At 45.5% G+C, this 19,512-nt stretch carries 19 protein-coding genes and 1 tRNA gene; 17 read left to right on the top strand and 3 right to left on the bottom strand.

Annotation, left to right across the window (positions count from 1 at the left end; translation table 11 throughout):
• The first annotated feature begins 19 nt into the window (after positions 1-19).
• The 4 genes from rapZ to FS736_RS12925 all read left to right on the top strand — a co-directional run bounded on the left by rapZ (position 20) and on the right by FS736_RS12925 (position 3,222).
• The gene (gene rapZ, locus FS736_RS12940) at positions 20-913 is read left to right on the top strand and encodes an RNase adapter RapZ (protein ID WP_144477896.1); all 894 of its coding nucleotides are present in this window, start codon (positions 20-22) and stop codon (positions 911-913) included.
• On the top strand, positions 910-1,893 hold the full coding sequence (locus FS736_RS12935; protein ID WP_144477894.1) for a gluconeogenesis factor YvcK family protein: 984 nt from the start codon (positions 910-912) through the stop codon (positions 1,891-1,893). The genes rapZ and FS736_RS12935 overlap by 4 nt, the downstream gene beginning before the upstream one ends.
• A gap of 104 nt (positions 1,894-1,997) precedes the next feature.
• A complete protein-coding gene (whiA, locus tag FS736_RS12930) occupies positions 1,998-2,945 on the top strand; it encodes a DNA-binding protein WhiA (RefSeq protein WP_144477892.1) in 948 nt (315 codons plus the stop codon).
• A gap of 19 nt (positions 2,946-2,964) precedes the next feature.
• Complete coding sequence (locus FS736_RS12925; protein WP_144477890.1) at positions 2,965-3,222, top strand: HPr family phosphocarrier protein; 258 nt, start codon at positions 2,965-2,967, stop codon at positions 3,220-3,222.
• 62 nt (positions 3,223-3,284) lie between these two features.
• Here FS736_RS12925 and clpP read toward each other — a convergent pair whose 3' ends face one another.
• The gene (clpP, locus tag FS736_RS12920; protein WP_079506851.1) at positions 3,285-3,890 is read right to left on the bottom strand and encodes an ATP-dependent Clp endopeptidase proteolytic subunit ClpP; all 606 of its coding nucleotides are present in this window, start codon (positions 3,888-3,890) and stop codon (positions 3,285-3,287) included.
• 362 nt (positions 3,891-4,252) lie between these two features.
• On the opposite strand from clpP, the gene FS736_RS12915 reads away from it, so the two are divergent.
• Positions 4,253-4,324, top strand: a tRNA-Arg gene (locus tag FS736_RS12915).
• Between the two features lie 155 nt (positions 4,325-4,479).
• On the opposite strand, the gene FS736_RS12910 is transcribed toward FS736_RS12915, so the two are convergent.
• Together FS736_RS12910 and FS736_RS12905 are read right to left on the bottom strand one after the other, a co-directional pair.
• Entirely contained in the window at positions 4,480-4,638 is a 159-nt protein-coding gene (locus FS736_RS12910; RefSeq protein WP_144477888.1) for an anti-repressor SinI family protein, read from the bottom strand.
• Between the two features lie 151 nt (positions 4,639-4,789).
• Complete coding sequence (locus tag FS736_RS12905; RefSeq protein WP_144477886.1) at positions 4,790-5,389, bottom strand: TetR/AcrR family transcriptional regulator; 600 nt, start codon at positions 5,387-5,389, stop codon at positions 4,790-4,792.
• A 225-nt stretch (positions 5,390-5,614) separates the two neighbouring features.
• Between FS736_RS12905 and rpoN the strand changes: the two genes are divergently transcribed.
• The 12 genes from rpoN (at position 5,615) to rnr (ending at position 19,438) form a co-directional block, all read left to right on the top strand.
• The gene (gene rpoN, locus FS736_RS12900; RefSeq protein ID WP_144477884.1) at positions 5,615-6,958 is read left to right on the top strand and encodes an RNA polymerase factor sigma-54; all 1,344 of its coding nucleotides are present in this window, start codon (positions 5,615-5,617) and stop codon (positions 6,956-6,958) included.
• Positions 6,959-7,113: 155 nt separating this feature from the next.
• A complete protein-coding gene (locus FS736_RS12895; protein ID WP_144477882.1) occupies positions 7,114-7,374 on the top strand; it encodes a glutaredoxin family protein in 261 nt (86 codons plus the stop codon).
• 123 nt (positions 7,375-7,497) lie between these two features.
• A complete protein-coding gene (locus tag FS736_RS12890) occupies positions 7,498-8,523 on the top strand; it encodes a sugar-binding transcriptional regulator (RefSeq protein ID WP_144477880.1) in 1,026 nt (341 codons plus the stop codon).
• Positions 8,524-8,573: 50 nt separating this feature from the next.
• Positions 8,574-9,581 (top strand): type I glyceraldehyde-3-phosphate dehydrogenase, encoded by a 1,008-nt coding sequence (gap, locus tag FS736_RS12885; RefSeq protein WP_079506865.1) that lies wholly within the window; start codon positions 8,574-8,576, stop codon positions 9,579-9,581.
• A gap of 129 nt (positions 9,582-9,710) precedes the next feature.
• Positions 9,711-10,895 (top strand): phosphoglycerate kinase, encoded by a 1,185-nt coding sequence (locus tag FS736_RS12880; protein ID WP_144477878.1) that lies wholly within the window; start codon positions 9,711-9,713, stop codon positions 10,893-10,895.
• Positions 10,896-11,045: 150 nt separating this feature from the next.
• Positions 11,046-11,807, top strand: coding sequence for a triose-phosphate isomerase (gene tpiA / locus FS736_RS12875; protein WP_144477876.1), 762 nt, complete (start codon positions 11,046-11,048; stop codon positions 11,805-11,807).
• Positions 11,800-13,341 (top strand): 2,3-bisphosphoglycerate-independent phosphoglycerate mutase, encoded by a 1,542-nt coding sequence (gpmI, locus tag FS736_RS12870; RefSeq protein WP_144477874.1) that lies wholly within the window; start codon positions 11,800-11,802, stop codon positions 13,339-13,341. Before tpiA ends, gpmI begins: the two co-directional genes overlap by 8 nt.
• Positions 13,342-13,359: 18 nt before the next feature.
• Positions 13,360-14,658 carry a phosphopyruvate hydratase gene (gene eno, locus FS736_RS12865; protein ID WP_144477872.1) on the top strand — a complete coding sequence of 433 codons (1,299 nt, stop codon included), beginning with the start codon at positions 13,360-13,362 and terminating at the stop codon, positions 14,656-14,658.
• 341 nt (positions 14,659-14,999) lie between these two features.
• Positions 15,000-15,749, top strand: a complete 750-nt coding sequence (locus tag FS736_RS12860) for a polysaccharide deacetylase family protein (RefSeq protein ID WP_260983592.1) — start codon at positions 15,000-15,002, stop codon at positions 15,747-15,749.
• A 126-nt stretch (positions 15,750-15,875) separates the two neighbouring features.
• A complete protein-coding gene (gene secG / locus FS736_RS12855; RefSeq protein WP_144477870.1) occupies positions 15,876-16,109 on the top strand; it encodes a preprotein translocase subunit SecG in 234 nt (77 codons plus the stop codon).
• A gap of 166 nt (positions 16,110-16,275) precedes the next feature.
• On the top strand, positions 16,276-17,022 hold the full coding sequence (locus tag FS736_RS12850) for an alpha/beta hydrolase (RefSeq protein ID WP_144477868.1): 747 nt from the start codon (positions 16,276-16,278) through the stop codon (positions 17,020-17,022).
• A gap of 34 nt (positions 17,023-17,056) precedes the next feature.
• A complete protein-coding gene (gene rnr / locus FS736_RS12845) occupies positions 17,057-19,438 on the top strand; it encodes a ribonuclease R (protein WP_144477866.1) in 2,382 nt (793 codons plus the stop codon).
• The last annotated feature ends 74 nt before the right edge of the window (positions 19,439-19,512 follow it).

Raw genomic sequence — 19,512 nt, 5'->3', positions numbered from 1 at the left:
ATTTTCAGGGGGAAGAGAAATGAGTACCGGTTCAACTACTGATACCCAACTGGTCATCATAACAGGTATGTCTGGCGCGGGGAAAACGGTCGCAATCCAGAGTTTTGAGGACCTTGGCTTTTTCTGTGTCGACAATCTGCCGCCGACATTGCTGCCGAAATTCCTTGAGTTGATGAAGGAGTCTGGCACAAAAATGAATAAGGTGGCATTGGTCATGGATTTGCGCGGGCGCGAATTCTTTGATTCCCTGTTCAAGGCGCTTGATGAACTGGCGGAAACTTCATGGGTGACGCCACAGGTGCTGTTCCTGGATGCAGATGACTCTACACTCGTCCGCCGTTATAAAGAAACGAGACGTTCGCATCCACTTGCTCCATCAGGCTTGCCGCTTGAAGGCATCCAGCTTGAACGCGAGCTGCTGGAAGAACTGAAGGGCCGAGCACAGCTTATTTATAAAACAACCGGCATGAAACCAAAGGACCTCCGCGAAAAAATCCTTGAAGAGTTCTCGGTGAACAAAAAGACGATATTTACCGTGAATGTGATGTCCTTTGGGTTCAAGCATGGATTACCGATTGATGCCGATCTCGTTTTCGATGTCCGCTTCTTGCCGAACCCGCATTATATTGAACATATGCGTCCAAAAACTGGTCTTGATGAAGATGTATCGACATACGTTTTAAAATGGAACGAGACATCCAAGTTCCTTGAAAAGGTGCTAGACCTTTTGAGCTTCATGCTTCCGCATTATAAGCGGGAAGGCAAGGCACAGCTGATCATCGCCATCGGCTGCACGGGTGGCCAGCATCGTTCAGTAGCGCTGGCTGAACATATCGCCAAATATTTCGAGAAAGACTATCATACCCGCGTGACACACCGTGATATCGATAAAAGGAAGGGACTTACGACATGATGACAGATGGACTGCCAAGAATCGTCATCATTGGAGGCGGAACAGGCCTCCCAGTCCTGCTCCGGGGCTTGAAAAAGCATCCGGTCGACATCACTGCGATTGTCACAGTGGCTGATGATGGCGGAAGTTCGGGCCGCCTGCGGGAAGATATGCAGATTCCCCCTCCAGGCGATATCAGGAATGTCCTGGCTGCCCTTTCGGATGTGGAGCCGCTGATTGAGGAAATGTTCCAGCATCGCTTCAATACATCCAATGAATTATCTGGCCACTCGCTCGGCAACCTGATCCTGGCGGCGATGACGTCGATTACCGGCAATTTCGTCCATGCAATCCAGGAGATGAGCAAGGTGCTGAATGTGCGCGGAAAAGTCCTGCCGGCAGCAAACAGGAGTGTCATGCTGAATGCGGTGATGGAGGATAACAGCATTGTCAGGGGCGAATCGAAAATTCCTTACTCAGGGAAAAGAATCAAGCGGGTTTTCCTGAATCCTGAAGGCGTAAAGCCATTGCCTGAGACGCTCCAGGCGATCAGGGAAGCGGATTTGATTGTCATCGGACCAGGCAGCTTATATACAAGTATCCTGCCAAACCTGCTCGTGAAAAAGCTTGGCAAGGAAGTTTGCAAAGCGAAGGCGCGGAAGGTGTATATCTGCAATTTGATGACCCAGGCGGGAGAGACGCATGATTTTGCGGCAAGTGACCATATTAAAGCGATTTATGATCATATGGATTGTGCTTTTATCGATACGATTTTGGTAAACAGTGAGACCATCCCTCCTGATGTCGAGCTGCGATATAAGGAAGAGCTTGCCCAGCCTGTCGTTTTTGATCTGGACCGGCTGAATTCTTTAGGAGTCGAGGTCGTACAGGATGAAATCGCAGAGCTGGATGGCAATGTCATCAGGCATGATACAAAAAAAGTTTCAGAAATTTTATATTCTATGATAATAGATGAAACCAAAAAGAGGTATAACGCGTAGATATAGGATGCAAGCGTTTGTCTCGAGAAAAAGATTTTAAAAAAGACAACTGCTGCGTTTGCGTGAACAAGGGCGCCAGCACCAAATAACCAGGGGGTGAAGAGGTGTCGTTCGCTTCGGAAACAAAAAAAGAACTCACGAATATTGACGTGAAGGGCTGCTGCGCCAATGCGGAACTGTCCGCTTTGATCCGGATGAATGGTTCCCTTTCCTTCTCTAATCGCAAACTCATCGTAGACGTACAGACTGAAAATGCCGCGATTGCCAGGCGGATCTATACCCTGATCAAGAAAAGCTATCAGGTACAGGTAGAGCTTTTGGTGCGAAAGAAGATGCGGCTGAAAAAAAATAATGTTTATATTGTCCGCCTGAAGGAATCAGCCAGAGAAATTCTGGAGGATTTAAAGATTTTAGGAGAAGGCTTTGAAATTAACTATGAAATTTCACCTGAATTGGTGAAAAAGAAATGTTGTAAGCGTTCTTATTTAAGAGGAGCTTTCCTTGCAGGAGGTTCGGTAAATAACCCGGAAACTTCCTCCTACCATCTTGAGATTGCCTCGATGTATCAGGAGCATAATGATTCATTATGTGAGTTGATGAACACGTTTGGACTCAACAGCAAAACGCTGGAACGGAAAAAAGGATTTATCACCTACTTGAAGGAAGCGGAAAAAATCACTGAGTTCTTGAACATCGTTGGCGCCCATAATGCGCTGCTGCGTTTTGAGGATATCCGGATTGTCCGTGATATGAGAAATTCGGTTAACCGTCTCGTAAATTGTGAAACGGCTAACTTGAATAAAACAATTGGGGCTGCCCTAAGACAGGTAGAGAATATCCGCTACATACGGGATACAGTCGGCCTGCAAATTTTACCGGATAAGCTGAGGGAGATTGCTCAGCTCCGTGTCGATTACCAGGATGTCACCCTGAAAGAGCTGGGCGAAATGGTCAGCGGGGGAAGTATCAGCAAATCAGGAATCAATCACCGGCTGCGAAAAATTGATGAGATAGCAGATAAACTGCGTGCCGGGCAAACTATAAATAAATAGGGATAGAGGAGGAAAAGCAATGGTTGAAAAACAAGTGGAAGTCAAATTGAAAACTGGGCTGCAAGCACGTCCCGCTGCATTATTCGTGCAGGAAGCAAACAGGTTCTCATCCGATATTTTTCTAGAGAAGGATGGGAAAAAGGTAAACGCAAAAAGCATCATGGGCTTGATGAGTCTTGCAGTAAGTGCCGGCGCATCAGTGAACCTGATCGCGGATGGAAATGACGAAGAAGAAGCCGTGTCGAAACTGGCTGAATACATCCAGAACGAAAATTAAGCTGAAAAGAACCATAAAAAAACTCGCTCCGTTTGAAGAGCGAGTTTTTGTTTTGGTTTTGATTATTTATCCTTTTTTTCTTCCAATACATTGCGAGTGATGATCTGGTCGACAAGACCATATTCCTTCGCACGCTCAGCTGTCATGAAGTTGTCGCGGTCAGTATCTTTCGCGATGACTTCAAGCGGCTGGCCAGTACGCTCTGAAAGGATGCCATTCAGCTTTTCACGAAGGAAAAGGATACGCTTCGCAGCGATTTCGATTTCAGTTGCCTGTCCCTGTGCACCGCCAAGTGGCTGGTGGATCATGACTTCCGCGTTTGGAAGTGCATAGCGCTTGCCTTTTGTTCCGGCAGCCAGAAGGAATGCACCCATGGATGCAGCCATACCGATACAGATTGTCTGTACATCCGGCTTGATGAACTGCATAGTATCGTAGATTGCCATACCGGCAGTGATGCTGCCGCCCGGGCTATTGATGTAGATGGAAATGTCTTTTTCCGGATTTTCAGCTTCCAGGAAAAGCAGCTGGGCTACGATTGAGTTGGCAACATTGTCATCAATGCCGCTTCCCAGCATAATGATGCGATCCTTTAAAAGGCGGGAATAAATATCATATGCCCTTTCGCCCCGATTCGTTTGTTCAATAACTGTAGGAATCAAGTTCATGTTTGTTTTCCTCCTTTAACGTAAGATCATTTCACCGCTTTAAACAAGGTTTTATAATCCCTTTTTAAAAGCAAATGACTGCCCTTTAATAGACAGATTGCAGGCTGGCATAAACTGGTTCGTTTGCCAGAACACCTATGTAGTTTAATGATACACGCATGGTCAATAAAGGTCAAACGAATCGCTTTTAAAGCCTGCATAAACTGTTCGACAATATTTATATTCCAATTTACTGTACCGTATCCATCTTACCCAAGATTGGCATTTTTAAACAATGGGCTGGCACTGATGGCAAAAAATCATTCTTGCAAACCGTGAAGACTTATCCTATAATAGGTAAGCGTAACGCTAACTTCAAACATGCCCTCGTGGTGCAACGGATAGCACGTAAGATTCCGGTTCTTGAGATGTGGGTTCGATTCCTGCCGAGGGCGTTACAAAAAAATGAGTTCCTATGTTTGTATGTTTTATATACAAGCATGGGAACTTTTTTTGTTTTGGTATTCATTCAACTGCTGCAAACCCTATGGGTACAATCCCTGAGAAAGGGGATCTTTGTTTTACCCATACATGCGAAATCGCATGTGTTTTAAGGACTCGGCCGTAAAAACTCCGATTTAGATTTTTGGTATGAGACGTCTTCTAAAGAACCCTGCTGGAGAAACTGCCGGACCTCCTCTATAGGAATCCCCATTTGTTTAGCCTGCATCATTAAGTACAACCACTCTTGTTCTAACTCTCTTTCCATGATTCATTCTCCTCCACTCAAATTAGGTCTTTTCCAAATCAATTTGATCTTTTCCACGGTATTCAGTGATTTTTGGCGTTCGCCAATCCAGTGGTATTCAAGGAGATTTAATTATGGCGATGCAAGGGTCAATTCCAATAGCGAAAAATGATCAGACGCTTTTCGGTAACATTCCGTTTAGAAGAAGTTGAACAATCTCAGAAGAAAGTTCTTCAGGAGTTTTTATTCCGGGAAATAATTTGGTCATCGTGAGGCGCTCGATAATGCCAATCAAAATATCTGACACCAAATCCATGTCGAGTTCAGACTGAAAAATACCATTTTCAGCTTCAAACATTAAGTTTTCTCTTATTTGGACCGCTAACTGTTTTTTCAATTCTTTAGACTCTTGAGGATGATAGAAACCAATGAGTGTTAAATCTTGATTCTCAATAAAGAAAGTAAAGATTCCTGTTAAGCCTTTACTGATCGTCGTTGATAAGGAGTCAGGATTAATTCCGGGTTCTAATCGACTTTCTTTTGTGAGATGAAAAAGCCTTTTGCGAAACGAGTCGATTAATTCCTTAAAAATTGCCTCTTTACTTTTAAAGTAAAGGTAGAATGTTGGCTGGGTTAAGCCTGCCCTTTGAACGATTGTGCTGATTTTGGTTTCGTAATACCCTTTTTGGGCAAACTCTTCTGCTGCGATTGTAAGCAGCAAAGCCCGGCTTTGTTCACCGCTAGCCCCTTTCTTTCTGCCTCTTTTACTCATTTAATAACACCTTCTAAAATATATTACTCAGTAGTATTATCTTATAATTAATATCACTGAGTCAACTGAAATTTCAGATAATAAAGTAAAACCGCCTTACATATTTATCCGTTTCGTTAATACTATATTGACACTGGTAAAACATGAGAGTTTTCTTGTCATGCCAAATTCTTTCCATACACCAAACCCGGTTTATCATGTAAAATGAGTGCAGGGGTGATTTAGATGGATCTGAAAGCTGGATTGTTTCAAAAACAGACGTTAAAATTGGCGATGACTCAGGAGCTGACTCAGGCAATTGCGCTTTTGCAGTACTCAGCCCATGAGCTTGCGGCTTTTCTTGAAGCTAAATCGATGGAAAATCCCCTGCTGCAAGTAGACTTTAAAAATATCACTAACTTTGATTCGAATATGGATCGTAAGAGAAAAAGTACAAAAAGGACATTCGAACGTGACCAGAAAAATTTGATTGAACAGATTGGTTCTGGCGAGAGTGAGACGCTTGAAGAATATCTTCATGCCCAGCTAAACTCCTTAAAAGCATCGCCAGAGGAAAAACTGATATTACCAGTGTTGATTGAAAATATAGATGAAAACGGTTACTTGAAAATGGATCGCAATGATCTTGCAAAAAGGTTTGCTGTGGATGAGGAAATCATTGATTCCGCCTATTTCAAGCTGCAATCATTGGATCCTGCCGGTATTGCGGCAGGAGACCTTCAGGAGTGCCTGCTGCTCCAGTTGACAAGGCAGAAGCGGACCTCAGCCAATCAACTGGCGATCACGATCATCCGTGACCATTTCCTTCTCTTTGCTGAAAAAAAGTGGAAAGCACTCTCGAAAATGCTGAATATAGAATTGAAGGATATCCAGAAGGTCCATGACGAGATCCAAAAGCTTAATCCGAAACCAGGGGCAGCTTTCCAGCGTGGAAAGCCAGCCTATATTGTTCCGGATGTAGTGGTGAAACGTGAAGGTGATGAACTTTCCGTAAGCGTATATGATGCTTTGATTCCGAAAGTCTCTTTTAACGATGGCTATTACCGACAGCTATCACAGCATAAGGATCAGGAAGTCAATAAATTCCTCCAGGAAAAGCAGGGGGATTATCAGTGGATCCGCCGCAGCCTCGAACAACGCAAGGAAACGCTGGTGAAGGTGTCCGCAAAGATCATCGAAAAACAGCCGGACTTTTTCATGAAAGGTCCTTCCCACCTGAATCCGATGACGATGAGGGAGGTGGCGGATGAGCTGGAGATCCACGAATCAACCGTCAGCCGGACTGTACGTGAAAAATACATGCAGACACCATGCGGAACCTATGAATTGAAATCGTTCTTTACAAGTGGGGTTGCCACCACCGAGAACGACCAGGCCTCATCGCAAACTGTAAAGGCGGCAATCGAGAACTATATAAAGGAAGAAGATAAAAGAAAGCCGATTTCCGACCAGGCTATCGTTGAAATGCTCGAGGATCGTGAAGGGATGGTCGTGTCGCGGAGAACCGTCGCGAAATACCGCGACCAGCTGGGGATTCCATCCTCTTCGAAACGGAAACGATTTGATTAGGGTATAGCAAATTCACGTTGAACCTGTTGGTGATATGGATGATATTTCCGTTTTGCGAATAAAGCCCCGTAATTTGCGAATAAAGCTTCTGTATTTCCTAATAAAACCAAATGTTTGCGATTAAATAAGATTCCACTCAGTCAAAGGAGCCAGAAATGAAAAAAACAGTCAAACTTTATTCCCGACCGCGCTGCCATTTATGTGAGACTGCACGGGAAATACTAGAAGAACTGCAGCAAAACTGGAATTTTACAATAGAAGAGATCAATATCGACCTCGATGATGAGCTTGTCGAGAAGTATGGAATCATGATTCCGGTCATCGAATTGGACGGCGAGGAGCTTCAATACGGGATTATTAACAAAAAATTCATAAGTGAAGCGTTTTCACGAAAAAACCTTGAGTTTATTGGTTGATTAAGGTTTTCACTCCTGTTAGAATGAAATCTGTAGCAGGGGTGATTTTTTTTACCGCGAGTGGGACATAATATGTCTTGGCGGGACATTTAACGTCCATCACTTATAAAGGAGAATATCAACATGGACTTTTCGCTCATTGATATTCAAAAAAGAATATTGCCCGATTTATTGCAAGTTATGCAAAAACGATACCTCATCCTCCAATACATAAATGTGATGCAGCCTGTTGGCAGGAGAAATCTTTCGGTCAGCCTGAATTTGACTGAACGGGTTTTGCGTTCTGAGGTGGAGTTTTTGAAAGACCAGGATCTGATCTCGATGTCGGTTTCGGGAATGACGCTGACCAAAGAGGGAAAAGATATACTGGAAAGTCTTGATAGAGTAATGCGGGACATAATGGGTATAAACACATTAGAGTATCAGCTCGAAAAGCGCATGGGCATTCGAAGGGTCATAGTTGTCCCAGGGGACAGCGACAAGTCGCCATGGGTGAAAAGTGAGCTGGGGCGTGCGACAGCCAATAGTATGAAAGAGCTCCTAAAAAGCAAGGATGTCATTGCGGTAACAGGAGGATCGACTATGGCGGCTGTGGCGGAAAGCCTTACTCCCGACTTTGGCGAAAAGGATTTAGTTTTCGTGCCGGCAAGGGGCGGAATCGGCGAGGACGTCAAGAATCAGGCAAACACGGTTTGCGCGATCATGGCGGATAATACGAATTCCCGCAACCGGGTCTTTTATGTACCGGACCAAGTCAGCACCGAAGTTTACAAGTCCTTCATCAAAGAACCGCTGATTTATGAAGTATGGAATTTGGTTAAATCAGCGAGCATGGTTTTACATGGTATTGGAGACGCTATTACAATGGCGGAACGCCGTAATACCAGCCCTGAGGATTTGCAGAAAATCCTTGATGGAAAAGCAGTCGGCGAGGCTTTTGGCTATTATTTCAATGAAGAGGGTGAAATCGTCCACAAAGTGCTGACGATTGGCCTTCAGCTGGATGATCTCGCAAATATAGGCAATATCATTGCGGTTGCCGGCGGACAGTCAAAGGCAAAGGCGATCAGGTCCTATATGAAACAGGCGCCTTCCTCGACCATCCTGGTCACGGATGAAGGAGCCGCTAAAACATTGTTACAAGGGTAACACCTTAATATAAACAACACCTTTTATAGGAATCAAAGGAGGAAATACTCATGGCAGTAAAAGTTGGTATTAACGGATTTGGACGTATTGGACGCGTAGTTTTCCGCGCGGCATTGAAGAACCCTAATGTGGAAGTAGTTGCAGTTAACGATTTAACTGATGCAAACATGCTTGCTCACCTTTTAAAATATGATACTGTTCACGGAACATTGAACGAAGAAATCACAGTTGACGGTGACTACCTTGTAGTTGACGGCCACAAAGTGAAAGTACTTGCTGAAAGAGATCCAGCTCAACTTGGCTGGGGCGACCTTGGCGTAGAGGTAGTAGTAGAATCTACTGGCCGTTTCACAAAGCGTGCTGACGCTGCTAAACACCTTGAAGCAGGCGCAAAGAAAGTCATCATTTCTGCTCCGGCATCTGACGAAGATATCACAATCGTTATGGGTGTTAACGATGACAAGTACGATGCAGCTAACCACCACGTAATCTCTAATGCATCTTGTACAACAAACTGCCTGGCTCCATTTGCGAAAGTTCTGAACGACAACTTCGGAATCAAGCGCGGTATGATGACAACTGTTCACTCATACACAAATGACCAGCAAATTCTTGACCTTCCGCACAAAGACTACCGTCGTGCGCGTGCAGCTGCGGAAAACATCATTCCTACAACAACTGGTGCTGCAAAAGCAGTTTCACTAGTATTGCCTGAACTTAAAGGCAAATTGAACGGTGGAGCAATGCGTGTTCCAACTCCAAACGTTTCACTAGTTGACCTTGTTGCTGAGCTTGAAAAAGACGTAACAGTTGAAGAAATCAATGCTGCATTCAAGAAAGCTTCTGAAAACGAACTTAAAGGTATCCTTGGATACAGCGAAGAGCCACTAGTATCTAGCGACTACAATGGCTGTGCAAACTCTTCTACAATCGATGCACTTTCAACAATGGTTATGGAAGGCAGCATGGTAAAAGTTATCTCTTGGTATGACAACGAGTCTGGCTACTCTAACCGTGTAGTTGACCTGGTTGATTTCATCGCTAAAAAAGGTCTGTAAGCAAATATTGGATTAACCATCCATTTACGACTATAATGTAGTGGGATGAAAAGGGGAGCGGGGTAAATTCCCTCTCCTCTTTTTCTGCTTAATCGCGCATATGCGCCATTTTAAAGGAGGTCTCTAGCCTTGAACAAAAAGACAGTAAAAGATGTGGATGTAAAAGGAAAACGAGTTTTTTGCCGCGTTGATTTCAACGTGCCGATGAAGGATGGACAGGTTACGGATGAAACAAGGATCCGTGCAGCACTGCCAACAATCAAGTACCTGGTTGATCAGGGTGCAAAAGTCCTTCTTGCAAGCCACCTTGGCCGTCCAAAAGGGCAGGCTGTTGAAGAATTGCGTTTGACTCCAGTAGCAAAGCGTTTGTCTGAGCTGCTAGGCAAGGATGTAAAGAAAACAGATGAAGCTTACGGCGACACTGTAAAATCTGAAATCGACAGCATGAACGAGGGCGATGTCCTGCTTCTTGAGAATGTCCGTTTCTATCCAGGCGAAGAGAAGAATGATCCTGAACTTGCAAAAGCATTTGCAGAGCTTGCAGATGTATATGTAAACGATGCATTCGGAGCTGCTCACCGTGCCCATGCTTCAACAGAAGGCATCGCCAAGTATATTCCAGCTGTCTCTGGCTTCCTGATGGAAAAAGAGCTTGAAGTACTTGGAAAAGCATTGTCAAACCCAGAGCGTCCTTTCACAGCGATCATTGGCGGCGCGAAGGTAAAAGACAAAATCGGCGTCATCGATAACCTGTTGGAAAAAGTAGATAACCTGATCATCGGGGGCGGACTTGCTTACACATTCGTAAAAGCACAGGGCCACGAAATCGGCAAATCTCTTTTAGAAGAAGATAAAATTGAATTGGCTAAAAGCTTCATGGAAAAAGCTAAGGCAAAAGGCGTGAACTTCTACATGCCGGTTGACGCAATCGTTGCCGATGATTTTTCTGCGGATGCAAATACAAAGGTCGTAGCGATCGAAGAAATTCCTGCAGACTGGGAAGCTCTTGATATCGGACCGAAGACAGCTGAAACTTATCGCGATGTCATCCAGAAGTCCAAACTGGTTATCTGGAATGGACCAATGGGTGTATTCGAAATCGATAAGTTCGCAGAAGGAACAAAAGCTGTAGCACAAGCATTAGCCGATGCAAGCGATACATATTCAGTCATCGGCGGAGGCGACTCTGCAGCAGCAGTAGAGAAGTTCGGACTGGCTGAAAAAATGAGCCACATCTCCACAGGCGGCGGCGCTTCACTTGAATTCATGGAAGGCAAGCAGCTGCCAGGAGTAGTCGCATTGAACGATAAGTAAAATTTTATTTCGGAGCGGTGCTGCAGCAGTGTAAGGGTGCGGATCCTGATGACTGATGCCCCGCCCGCAATGTAAGACCCAACATCCAGAGGGTAATTTTTAAAAGTGACAAACGCAGTATAATCAGCAATCTTGAAAGGAAGTGTCAGCATGCGAAAACCAATCATTGCAGGTAACTGGAAAATGCATAAAACGCTGCCTGAAGCTAAAGATTTCATCGAAAAAGTAAGCGGACTTGTTCCCTCAAAGGACAAGGTTGAATCCGTTGTATGTGCTCCTGCTCTGTTCCTTGGACAGCTCGTTGAATTAACACAGGAATCAGATCTTGAAATTGGCGCACAAAACATGCACTTTGAAGAAAACGGTGCTTTTACAGGCGAAGTCAGCCCGAAAGCATTGCAGGATATCGGTGCGAAATACGTGATTATCGGACACTCTGAACGCCGTGAAATGTTCAACGAGACTGATGACACAGTTAACAAGAAGACATTGTCTGCATTCAAATATAATCTGACTCCAATCGTCTGCTGTGGCGAAACGCTTGAACAGCGTGAAAACGGCGAAACAAATGAGTTTGTCGGCGGCCAGATCAAAGCTGCGCTTAACGGACTTACTGAGGAGCAGGTTAAACAAACGGTCATCGCCTACGAGCCTATCTGGGCAATCGGAACAGGCAAATCTTCCACAGCTGAAGATGCGAACGAAACTTGCTCGCACATCCGCAAAGTGGTTGCAGAGCAATTTTCACCAGAAGTGGCTGAAGCGGTCCGTATTCAGTACGGCGGAAGCGTAAAGCCAGCTAACATCAAGGAATACATGTCCCAGCCTGACATCGACGGCGCATTGGTCGGCGGAGCAAGCCTTGAGACAGATTCCTTCTTGCAGCTATTGGAGGCAGGTACGAATGAGTAAAAAGTCACCAACAGCATTAATCATTCTGGATGGCTTTGCATGCCGGCCTGAGTCTAAAGGCAATGCCGTTGCACAAGCGAAAAAGCCAAATTTTGACCGCTATTGGAACAGTTTCCCGCACGCGAACTTAACGGCAAGCGGTGAAGCGGTCGGTCTTCCAGAGGGCCAAATGGGAAACTCTGAGGTAGGCCACCTGAACATCGGTGCCGGCCGAATCGTTTACCAGAGCCTTACACGTGTGAACATTTCCATCCGTGAAGGTGAATTTGAAAAAAATGAAACCTTCCTTGCAGCGATCAAGCATGCAAAGGAAAAAGGCACTGCCCTTCACCTGATGGGGCTGCTGTCTGACGGCGGCGTGCACAGCCATATTGAGCATATGTTTGCTCTTTTAAAGCTTGCGGCTGATGAAGGCCTGACAAAGGTTTATGTACACGGATTCCTTGACGGCCGTGATGTTGGACCGCAAACTGCACCAGGCTATATCAAACAAACTCTTGAAAAAATGAGTGAAATCGGAGTAGGTGAATTTGCAACGATTTCCGGGCGATACTATTCAATGGACCGCGACAAGCGCTGGGAGCGTGTGGAGAAATCTTACCGCTCAATGGTGTATGGCGACGGACCTACGTATTCGAACCCAATGGAACTCATTGAAGATAACTATCAAAATGGAATCTTTGATGAATTCGTTGTTCCATCTGTCCTTGTTAAGAAAGATGGCTCACCAGTTGCGACGGTTAAAAACGACGATGCTGTGATTTTTTACAACTTCCGTCCGGACCGTGCAATCCAGATTTCGAACACTTTTACAAATAAAGACTTCCGTTCATTCGATCGCGGCGAAGGCCATCCTGAGAACCTTCACTTTGTGTGCTTGACACACTTCAGTGAGTCGGTTGACGGTTATGTGGCGTTCGAGCCTACCAACTTGGATAACACTATTGGTGAAGTGATTTCCCAGGCTGGCATGACTCAGCTTCGCATCGCTGAAACAGAAAAGTATCCGCATGTAACGTTCTTCATGAGCGGCGGCCGTGAGAAGGAATTCCCGGGCGAGCAGCGGATCCTGATCAACTCGCCAAAGGTTGCGACATATGACCTTAAGCCTGAAATGAGTGCCTACGAAGTGACAGATGCATTGATCAAAGAAATCGAAGCAGATAACTTCGATGCGATTCTCTTGAACTTTGCGAACCCGGACATGGTAGGACATTCTGGCATGCTTGAGCCAACCATAAAGGCAGTTGAAACAGTTGACGAGTGCCTCGGACGCATCGTTGACCTGATTGTTTCTAAAGGCGGAACAGCGATCATCACTGCTGACCACGGAAACGCTGATGAGGTTGTTACCCTTGAAGGCAATCCGATGACCGCTCATACTACTAACCCGGTTCCAGTCATTGTGACCAAGGAAGGCGTGGAGCTTCGTGAAGACGGAATTCTGGGCGACCTTGCTCCGACAATGCTTGAATTACTGGGACTGAACCAGCCAGCTGAAATGACTGGAAAAACTTTAATCAAAAAACTTTAATTATAAGGAGAGATACTTATGCCATTTATTACAGACGTATACGCACGTGAAGTATTGGATTCCCGCGGAAACCCAACAGTTGAGGTAGAAGTTTTTACAGAATCAGGAGCTTTCGGACGCGCACTAGTTCCAAGTGGTGCTTCAACTGGTGAATACGAAGCAGTTGAACTTCGTGACGGCGACAAAGGCCGCTACCTTGGAAAAGGTGTTCTGAAAGCAGTTGAAAACGTGAACGAAATCATCGCTCCTTTCCTTGTTGGCGAAGAATTCAACGTTCTTGACCAAATCGGTATCGACCAGGCTCTGATCGAATTAGATGGTACTGAAAACAAAGGCAAGTTAGGCGCTAACGCAATCCTTGGCGTTTCCATGGCTGTTGCACACGCTGCTGCAGACTATCTTGACCTTCCTTTGTACCAATATCTTGGCGGATTCAACTCCAAGCAGCTTCCAGTTCCAATGATGAACATCGTGAACGGCGGCGAGCACGCTGACAACAACGTGGACATCCAGGAATTCATGGTAATGCCTGTTGGCGCTGAAAACTTCCGAGAAGCACTTCGCATGGGTGCGGAAATTTTCCACAGCCTGAAGTCTGTTCTTAAAGAAAAAGGCTTGAACACAGCTGTTGGTGACGAAGGCGGATTCGCTCCAAACCTTGGTTCAAACGAAGAAGCACTTCAAACAATCGTGACAGCTATCCAAAAAGCAGGCTACAAGCCAGGCGAGCAAGTAATGCTTGCTATGGACGCTGCATCTTCTGAGTTCTACAACAAAGAAGACGGCAAATACCACCTTTCTGGAGAAGGCGTTGTTAAAACTTCTGCAGAAATGGTTGACTGGTACGAAGAAATGGCTTCTAAATACCCAATCATCTCAATCGAAGACGGTTTGGATGAAAACGACTGGGAAGGCCACAAGCTATTGACTGAGCGCCTTGGCGGAAAAGTTCAGCTTGTTGGTGACGACCTGTTCGTTACAAACACTAAAAAGCTTGCTCAAGGTATCGAGCAGGGCGTTGGAAACTCAATCCTGATCAAAGTTAACCAAATAGGTACTTTGACAGAAACTTTCGATGCAATCGAAATGGCTAAGCGCGCAGGCTACACTGCAGTTATCTCTCACCGTTCTGGTGAAACAGAAGATTCAACAATCGCTGACATCGCTGTTGCAACAAACGCTGGCCAAATCAAGACTGGTGCTCCATCACGTACAGACCGCGTAGCGAAGTACAACCAGCTTCTTCGCATCGAAGACCAGCTTGGTGAAACAGCTCGTTTCAATGGAATCAAATCTTTCTACAACCTAAAGAAGTAATCTAACGAGGGATTCATTCCCCCTAAAACCGAACGCCGGTAGCATGACGATGCTGCCGGCGTTTTTTTTTGAGCCGCTAATGGACAATTAGAAGAGAAGAAACGCGAAAAGTGTCCGATAGAAGGTCTCTAATGGACAAATAGAAGAAGAGAACCCCGAAAAAGTGTCCGATAGAAGGGCTCTAACGGACAAAAAGAAGAGGAGAACCTGGAAAAGTTTCCCGTAGAAGTCTAATTGAATGGATAGACAAAACATGGAATCATTCTCAGGAAATAAACTCGCTAGTAAATCCGCACAATAATAGATAAAAACTCATTAAATGATGATTGGAGCGGATTCATATGAAGAGGGTTACCCTGGCTGCTGTCTTGTTGATGGTTTTTACACTATATAATGTCATGCCTGCATCTGCCACTCCATCCTCTGTAAAAAGAGAGAAGTTCGAAAAGACGGGTCACGTATTCTGGGATATCCCGGTAGAGGAGAAGCTTGTGGCATTTACGTTTGATGACGGGCCGGATCCTACCTATACTCCGCAAATCCTTGATGCTCTGAAAAAATACAAGGCCAAGGCGACGTTTTTCGTGATTGGCGAGGAGGCGGAAAGATATCCGGAGATCGTGAAACGCCAGGCTGCAGAGGGGCACGAAATCGGCAATCACACCTATCGGCATCATTTCCGGGACGGCTATTCCCCGGCAATGTTGAAAAAAGAACTCGCTAAAAACTCGGAAATCATCGAAAGCCTGACTGGAACATCGCCCACTCTGTTCAGGCCGATTGCCGGCTATTATGACAAGGAAATCGTCGATACGGCGATTAAGGGCGGCTACAATGTCATCCTTTGGTCATGGCATCAGGAAACCCGGGATTGGAGCAGGCCGGGAGCAGCGAAAATCACACAGAATGTCGTTTCCGATGCTCGGCCAGGTGATGTGATTATTTTTCATGATGCTGGCGGAGACCGTTCACAAACGGTGAAGGCGGTTGAGGACATCCTCGAGATTTTATATAAGAATGGATACCAATGCACGACCGTTTCCGATCTGCTGTACAGATCGAATTCGCTGCTTCCTGCTTCAATAAACTAGCGGGAATGGACAAGTGTGACATGTACGTGCCCAATAAAATTCACAACAATTCGGACAAGTATTGTTTCATTCCCGAAAATGTGATAAATTTAAAATACTGTTAGCAGTTTTATCGGGAGGTACGTCATGCATACATTTTTAACCGTTCTTTTAGTGATTGTGAGCCTTGGGCTTATTGCGGTTGTTCTTCTTCAGTCAGGCAAGAGTGCTGGTCTATCCGGTGCGATTTCCGGCGGCGCTGAGCAATTGTTTGGTAAGCAGAAGGCAAGGGGACTGGATTTAGTCCTTCACCGAGTCACGGTTGTTCTATCTGTACTATTTTTTGTCCTGACTATTGCCGTTACTTATTTCAAACTATAATACAAACAATGACCCGGCTTCCACAAGAGGCCGGGTTTTATTGTGTGCAAAAAACCTCACATATTTATACTGAATATGGGTATTTACATATATAAAGGCTTTTAATTGAATGTTACAAGCATGTTTGTTAAAACTAAGGAAGAAATCAGATAGAGGGAGTAGGAAAATGAGAAAGTTAGTGCCAAGACCATTTACATTTAAAGCTGGAAAAAGAGCGGTATTACTGCTCCATGGATTTACCGGCAACTCAGCGGATGTCAGGATGCTGGGACGATTTTTAGAAGGAAAAGGTTATACGAGCCATGCACCAGTTTTTAAAGGACATGGGGTACCGCCTGAAGAACTTATACATACTGGACCTGCAGATTGGTGGCAGGACGCGCTTGACGGATATGAATTCCTCAAGAGTGAAGGATATGAGGAAATAGCGGTTGCCGGATTATCACTGGGAGGCGTCCTGTCCCTGAAGCTTGGATATACAAAGCCGCTAAAGGGAATCGTGCCAATGTGTGCACCGATGCATCTTAAGACAGAAGAGTTGATGTACCGGGGCGTGCTTGAGTATGCGCGGGAATACAAGCGGATGGAAGGCAAGCCGGAAGAGCAAATCGAGGCGGAGGTAAAGGAACTCGAACAAAAATCCATGTCCACCTTGAAAGACCTTCAGGAATTGATCAAGGAAGTCCGCGGAAGCATCGACCTGATTTATGCTCCGACATTTGTTGTCCAGGCGCGCAATGACGTGATCATCGATCCTGACAGCGCAAACATCATTCACGATAGCATCGAGTCTGAACATAAAAAACTCAAGTGGTATGAAGAATCAGGACATGTCATCACGCTTGATAAAGAACGTGACCAGCTGCATGAAGATGTTTATGAGTTTCTTGAGTCGTTAGATTGGAAAGAATAAAGGAAAAGAACCCTAAATAGAAGGAGGGATTCATATGGATGAGAATATTAAAGCCCATATAGACAGGCTGTTGCATTATATGAAGGATGAAGCCTACAAGCCGCTTACCGTACAGGAGCTTGAGAATGCCTTTGGAATCGAGGACTCCTCGACATTCAAGGATTTTGTCAAAGCGCTTGTGGTCATGGAAGAAAAGGGCCTCGTAGTCAGAACCCGAAGTGACCGGTACGGCCTTCCGGAAAAAATGAATCTAGTGCGCGGCCGTTTCAGCGCACATGCTAAAGGCTTTGCTTTTGTCATAACAGAAGAGCAAGGAATGGATGACATCTTCATTCCCCCGAATGAAACGAGTAATGCGATGAACGGTGACACAGTCCTTGTCCGCGTATCGTCAGACAGTTCTGGCCAGCGCCGTGAAGGGACAGTAGTGCGCATCCTTGAAAGAGGAGTATCGCAAATTGTCGGCACTTATACAGAAAGCAAACACTTTGGTTTTGTCATTCCTGACGATAAGAAATTCACAAGTGATATCTTTATTCCAAAGGAAGCCGGCATGGGGGCAGTCGAAGGGCATAAGGTTGTCGTAAAACTGACGAGCTACCCTGAAGGACGCAAAAGTGCAGAGGGAGAAGTCACCGCGATTCTTGGCCATAAAAATGACCCTGGTGTCGATATCCTTTCTGTCATCCACAAACATGGACTGCCGATGGAATTCCCAGACGAAGTTATGGAGCAGGCGAATAATGCTCCAGACCAAATCAATGAGAGTGAAATCGCAAACCGCCGTGACCTTCGCAATGAAGTCATTGTTACGATAGACGGCGCAGATGCCAAGGACCTTGACGATGCAGTCCAGGTAACAAGGCTTGAAAACGGCAACTATAAACTTGGCGTTCATATCGCAGATGTTACGTACTATGTAACCGAGGATTCACCAATTGACCGTGAAGCAGAAGACCGTGCGACGAGCGTTTATTTGGTCGACCGGGTAATCCCGATGATTCCGCACCGTTTATCAAATGGTATTTGCTCGCTGAATCCGAAAGTGGATCGCCTGACCTTGTCATGTAATATGGAAATCACACCTGAAGGCCAGGTCGTAGACCATGAAATCTATCAAAGTGTCATTAAGACGACTGAGCGGATGACGTATTTTGATGTAAATCGTATCCTTGTTGATAAGGACGAAGAAACCCGCTCACGTTATGAGTCTTTGGTACCGATGTTCGAATTGATGGAAGAACTGGCAGCTATACTTCGTAAAAAGAGGATGGCTCGCGGGGCAATCGACTTTGATTTTAAAGAATCGAAGGTACTGGTCGATGAAGAAGGCCATCCAACTGATGTTGTGATACGCGAACGCTCGGTTGCTGAAAAGCTGATCGAGGAATTCATGCTTGCTGCGAACGAAACGGTTGCAGAGCATTTCCACTGGCTTGAAGTGCCATTCATCTATCGTATCCATGAAGATCCTAAAGAGGATAAATTGAGAAAATTTTTCGATTTCATTACCAACTTTGGTTACCTTGTAAGAGGTTCTGCAAATGGAGTACATCCAAGGGCGCTCCAGGAAATCATTGAAGAGGTTCAGGGAAAACCCGAGGAAATGGTTGTATCAACTGTCATGCTCCGTTCGATGCAGCAGGCCAAATATTATCCTGAAAGCCTTGGACACTTTGGACTTTCTACAGACTATTACACGCACTTCACATCGCCGATCCGCCGTTATCCTGACTTAATTGTCCACCGTTTGATCAGGACTTATTTAATCGAGGGCAAACTCGATCAGGCAACGAAGGAAAAATGGAATGCGATGCTGCCGGATATTGCCGAGCACTCTTCCAATATGGAACGCCGGGCGGTCGAAGCGGAACGTGAAACAGATGAGCTGAAGAAAGCGGAGTACATGGAAGACAAGGTTGGAACTGAATATGATGGAATCATCAGCTCCGTTACGAATTTTGGTATGTTTGTCGAGCTGCCTAACACCATCGAGGGTCTTGTTCATGTCAGCTACATGACGGATGATTATTACCGCTATGATGAACGCCACCTGGCGATGATTGGTGAGCGAACAGGCAATGTCTTCCGAATCGGCGATGAAATTACTGTCCGAGTCATCAAGGTAAACAAGGATGAACGCTCCATTGATTTTGAAATCGTCGGCATGAAGGGTACACCAAGACGTGAGCGCCCGGCACAGCCAAAGATCTTCAAGACAGGCAGCAGCGAGAAAAAACCGCGCCGAGGAAAAGAGGAAGAAGGCAAGCGCGGAGGCAGAAGCTCGGGAGGCAGAGGTTCAGGTGGCGGCAGAAACGGCTCAGGCTCAAGCACCGGTTCAAAGCCAAAGAGCAAGAAGAAGAAATTCTTCGAGAATGCTCCAGCCGCAAAACGCAAATCGAAGAAGAGAAAATAGGCAAGGCGTGAAATGAGAGCTCCTGATGAAGGGGCTCTTTATTGCCCTCCAGCCTTGCGCTTTTCGTTGTAGGA

Source organism: Cytobacillus oceanisediminis 2691, from assembly GCF_007678455.1.
GTDB classification, from domain to species: Bacteria; Bacillota; Bacilli; order Bacillales; family Cytobacillaceae; genus Mesobacillus; species Mesobacillus oceanisediminis_A.
Note: the sequence above shows the minus strand (reverse complement) of the source record. Positions and strands in the feature narration are given on the sequence as shown.

What these genes read in the sequence shown, in the direction of transcription:
- rapZ (WP_144477896.1), top strand. Translation starts at nt 20, where the DNA reads ATGAGTACCGGTTCAACTACTGATACCCAACTGGTCATCATAACAGGT.
- FS736_RS12935 (WP_144477894.1), top strand. Translation starts at nt 910, where the DNA reads ATGATGACAGATGGACTGCCAAGAATCGTCATCATTGGAGGCGGAACA.
- FS736_RS12925 (WP_144477890.1), top strand. Translation starts at nt 2,965, where the DNA reads ATGGTTGAAAAACAAGTGGAAGTCAAATTGAAAACTGGGCTGCAAGCA.
- clpP (WP_079506851.1), bottom strand. Translation starts at nt 3,890, where the DNA reads ATGAACTTGATTCCTACAGTTATTGAACAAACGAATCGGGGCGAAAGG.
- FS736_RS12910 (WP_144477888.1), bottom strand. Translation starts at nt 4,638, where the DNA reads ATGGAAAGAGAGTTAGAACAAGAGTGGTTGTACTTAATGATGCAGGCT.
- FS736_RS12905 (WP_144477886.1), bottom strand. Translation starts at nt 5,389, where the DNA reads ATGAGTAAAAGAGGCAGAAAGAAAGGGGCTAGCGGTGAACAAAGCCGG.
- rpoN (WP_144477884.1), top strand. Translation starts at nt 5,615, where the DNA reads ATGGATCTGAAAGCTGGATTGTTTCAAAAACAGACGTTAAAATTGGCG.
- FS736_RS12895 (WP_144477882.1), top strand. Translation starts at nt 7,114, where the DNA reads ATGAAAAAAACAGTCAAACTTTATTCCCGACCGCGCTGCCATTTATGT.
- FS736_RS12890 (WP_144477880.1), top strand. Translation starts at nt 7,498, where the DNA reads ATGGACTTTTCGCTCATTGATATTCAAAAAAGAATATTGCCCGATTTA.
- gap (WP_079506865.1), top strand. Translation starts at nt 8,574, where the DNA reads ATGGCAGTAAAAGTTGGTATTAACGGATTTGGACGTATTGGACGCGTA.
- tpiA (WP_144477876.1), top strand. Translation starts at nt 11,046, where the DNA reads ATGCGAAAACCAATCATTGCAGGTAACTGGAAAATGCATAAAACGCTG.
- gpmI (WP_144477874.1), top strand. Translation starts at nt 11,800, where the DNA reads ATGAGTAAAAAGTCACCAACAGCATTAATCATTCTGGATGGCTTTGCA.
- eno (WP_144477872.1), top strand. Translation starts at nt 13,360, where the DNA reads ATGCCATTTATTACAGACGTATACGCACGTGAAGTATTGGATTCCCGC.
- FS736_RS12860 (WP_260983592.1), top strand. Translation starts at nt 15,000, where the DNA reads ATGAAGAGGGTTACCCTGGCTGCTGTCTTGTTGATGGTTTTTACACTA.
- secG (WP_144477870.1), top strand. Translation starts at nt 15,876, where the DNA reads ATGCATACATTTTTAACCGTTCTTTTAGTGATTGTGAGCCTTGGGCTT.
- FS736_RS12850 (WP_144477868.1), top strand. Translation starts at nt 16,276, where the DNA reads ATGAGAAAGTTAGTGCCAAGACCATTTACATTTAAAGCTGGAAAAAGA.
- rnr (WP_144477866.1), top strand. Translation starts at nt 17,057, where the DNA reads ATGGATGAGAATATTAAAGCCCATATAGACAGGCTGTTGCATTATATG.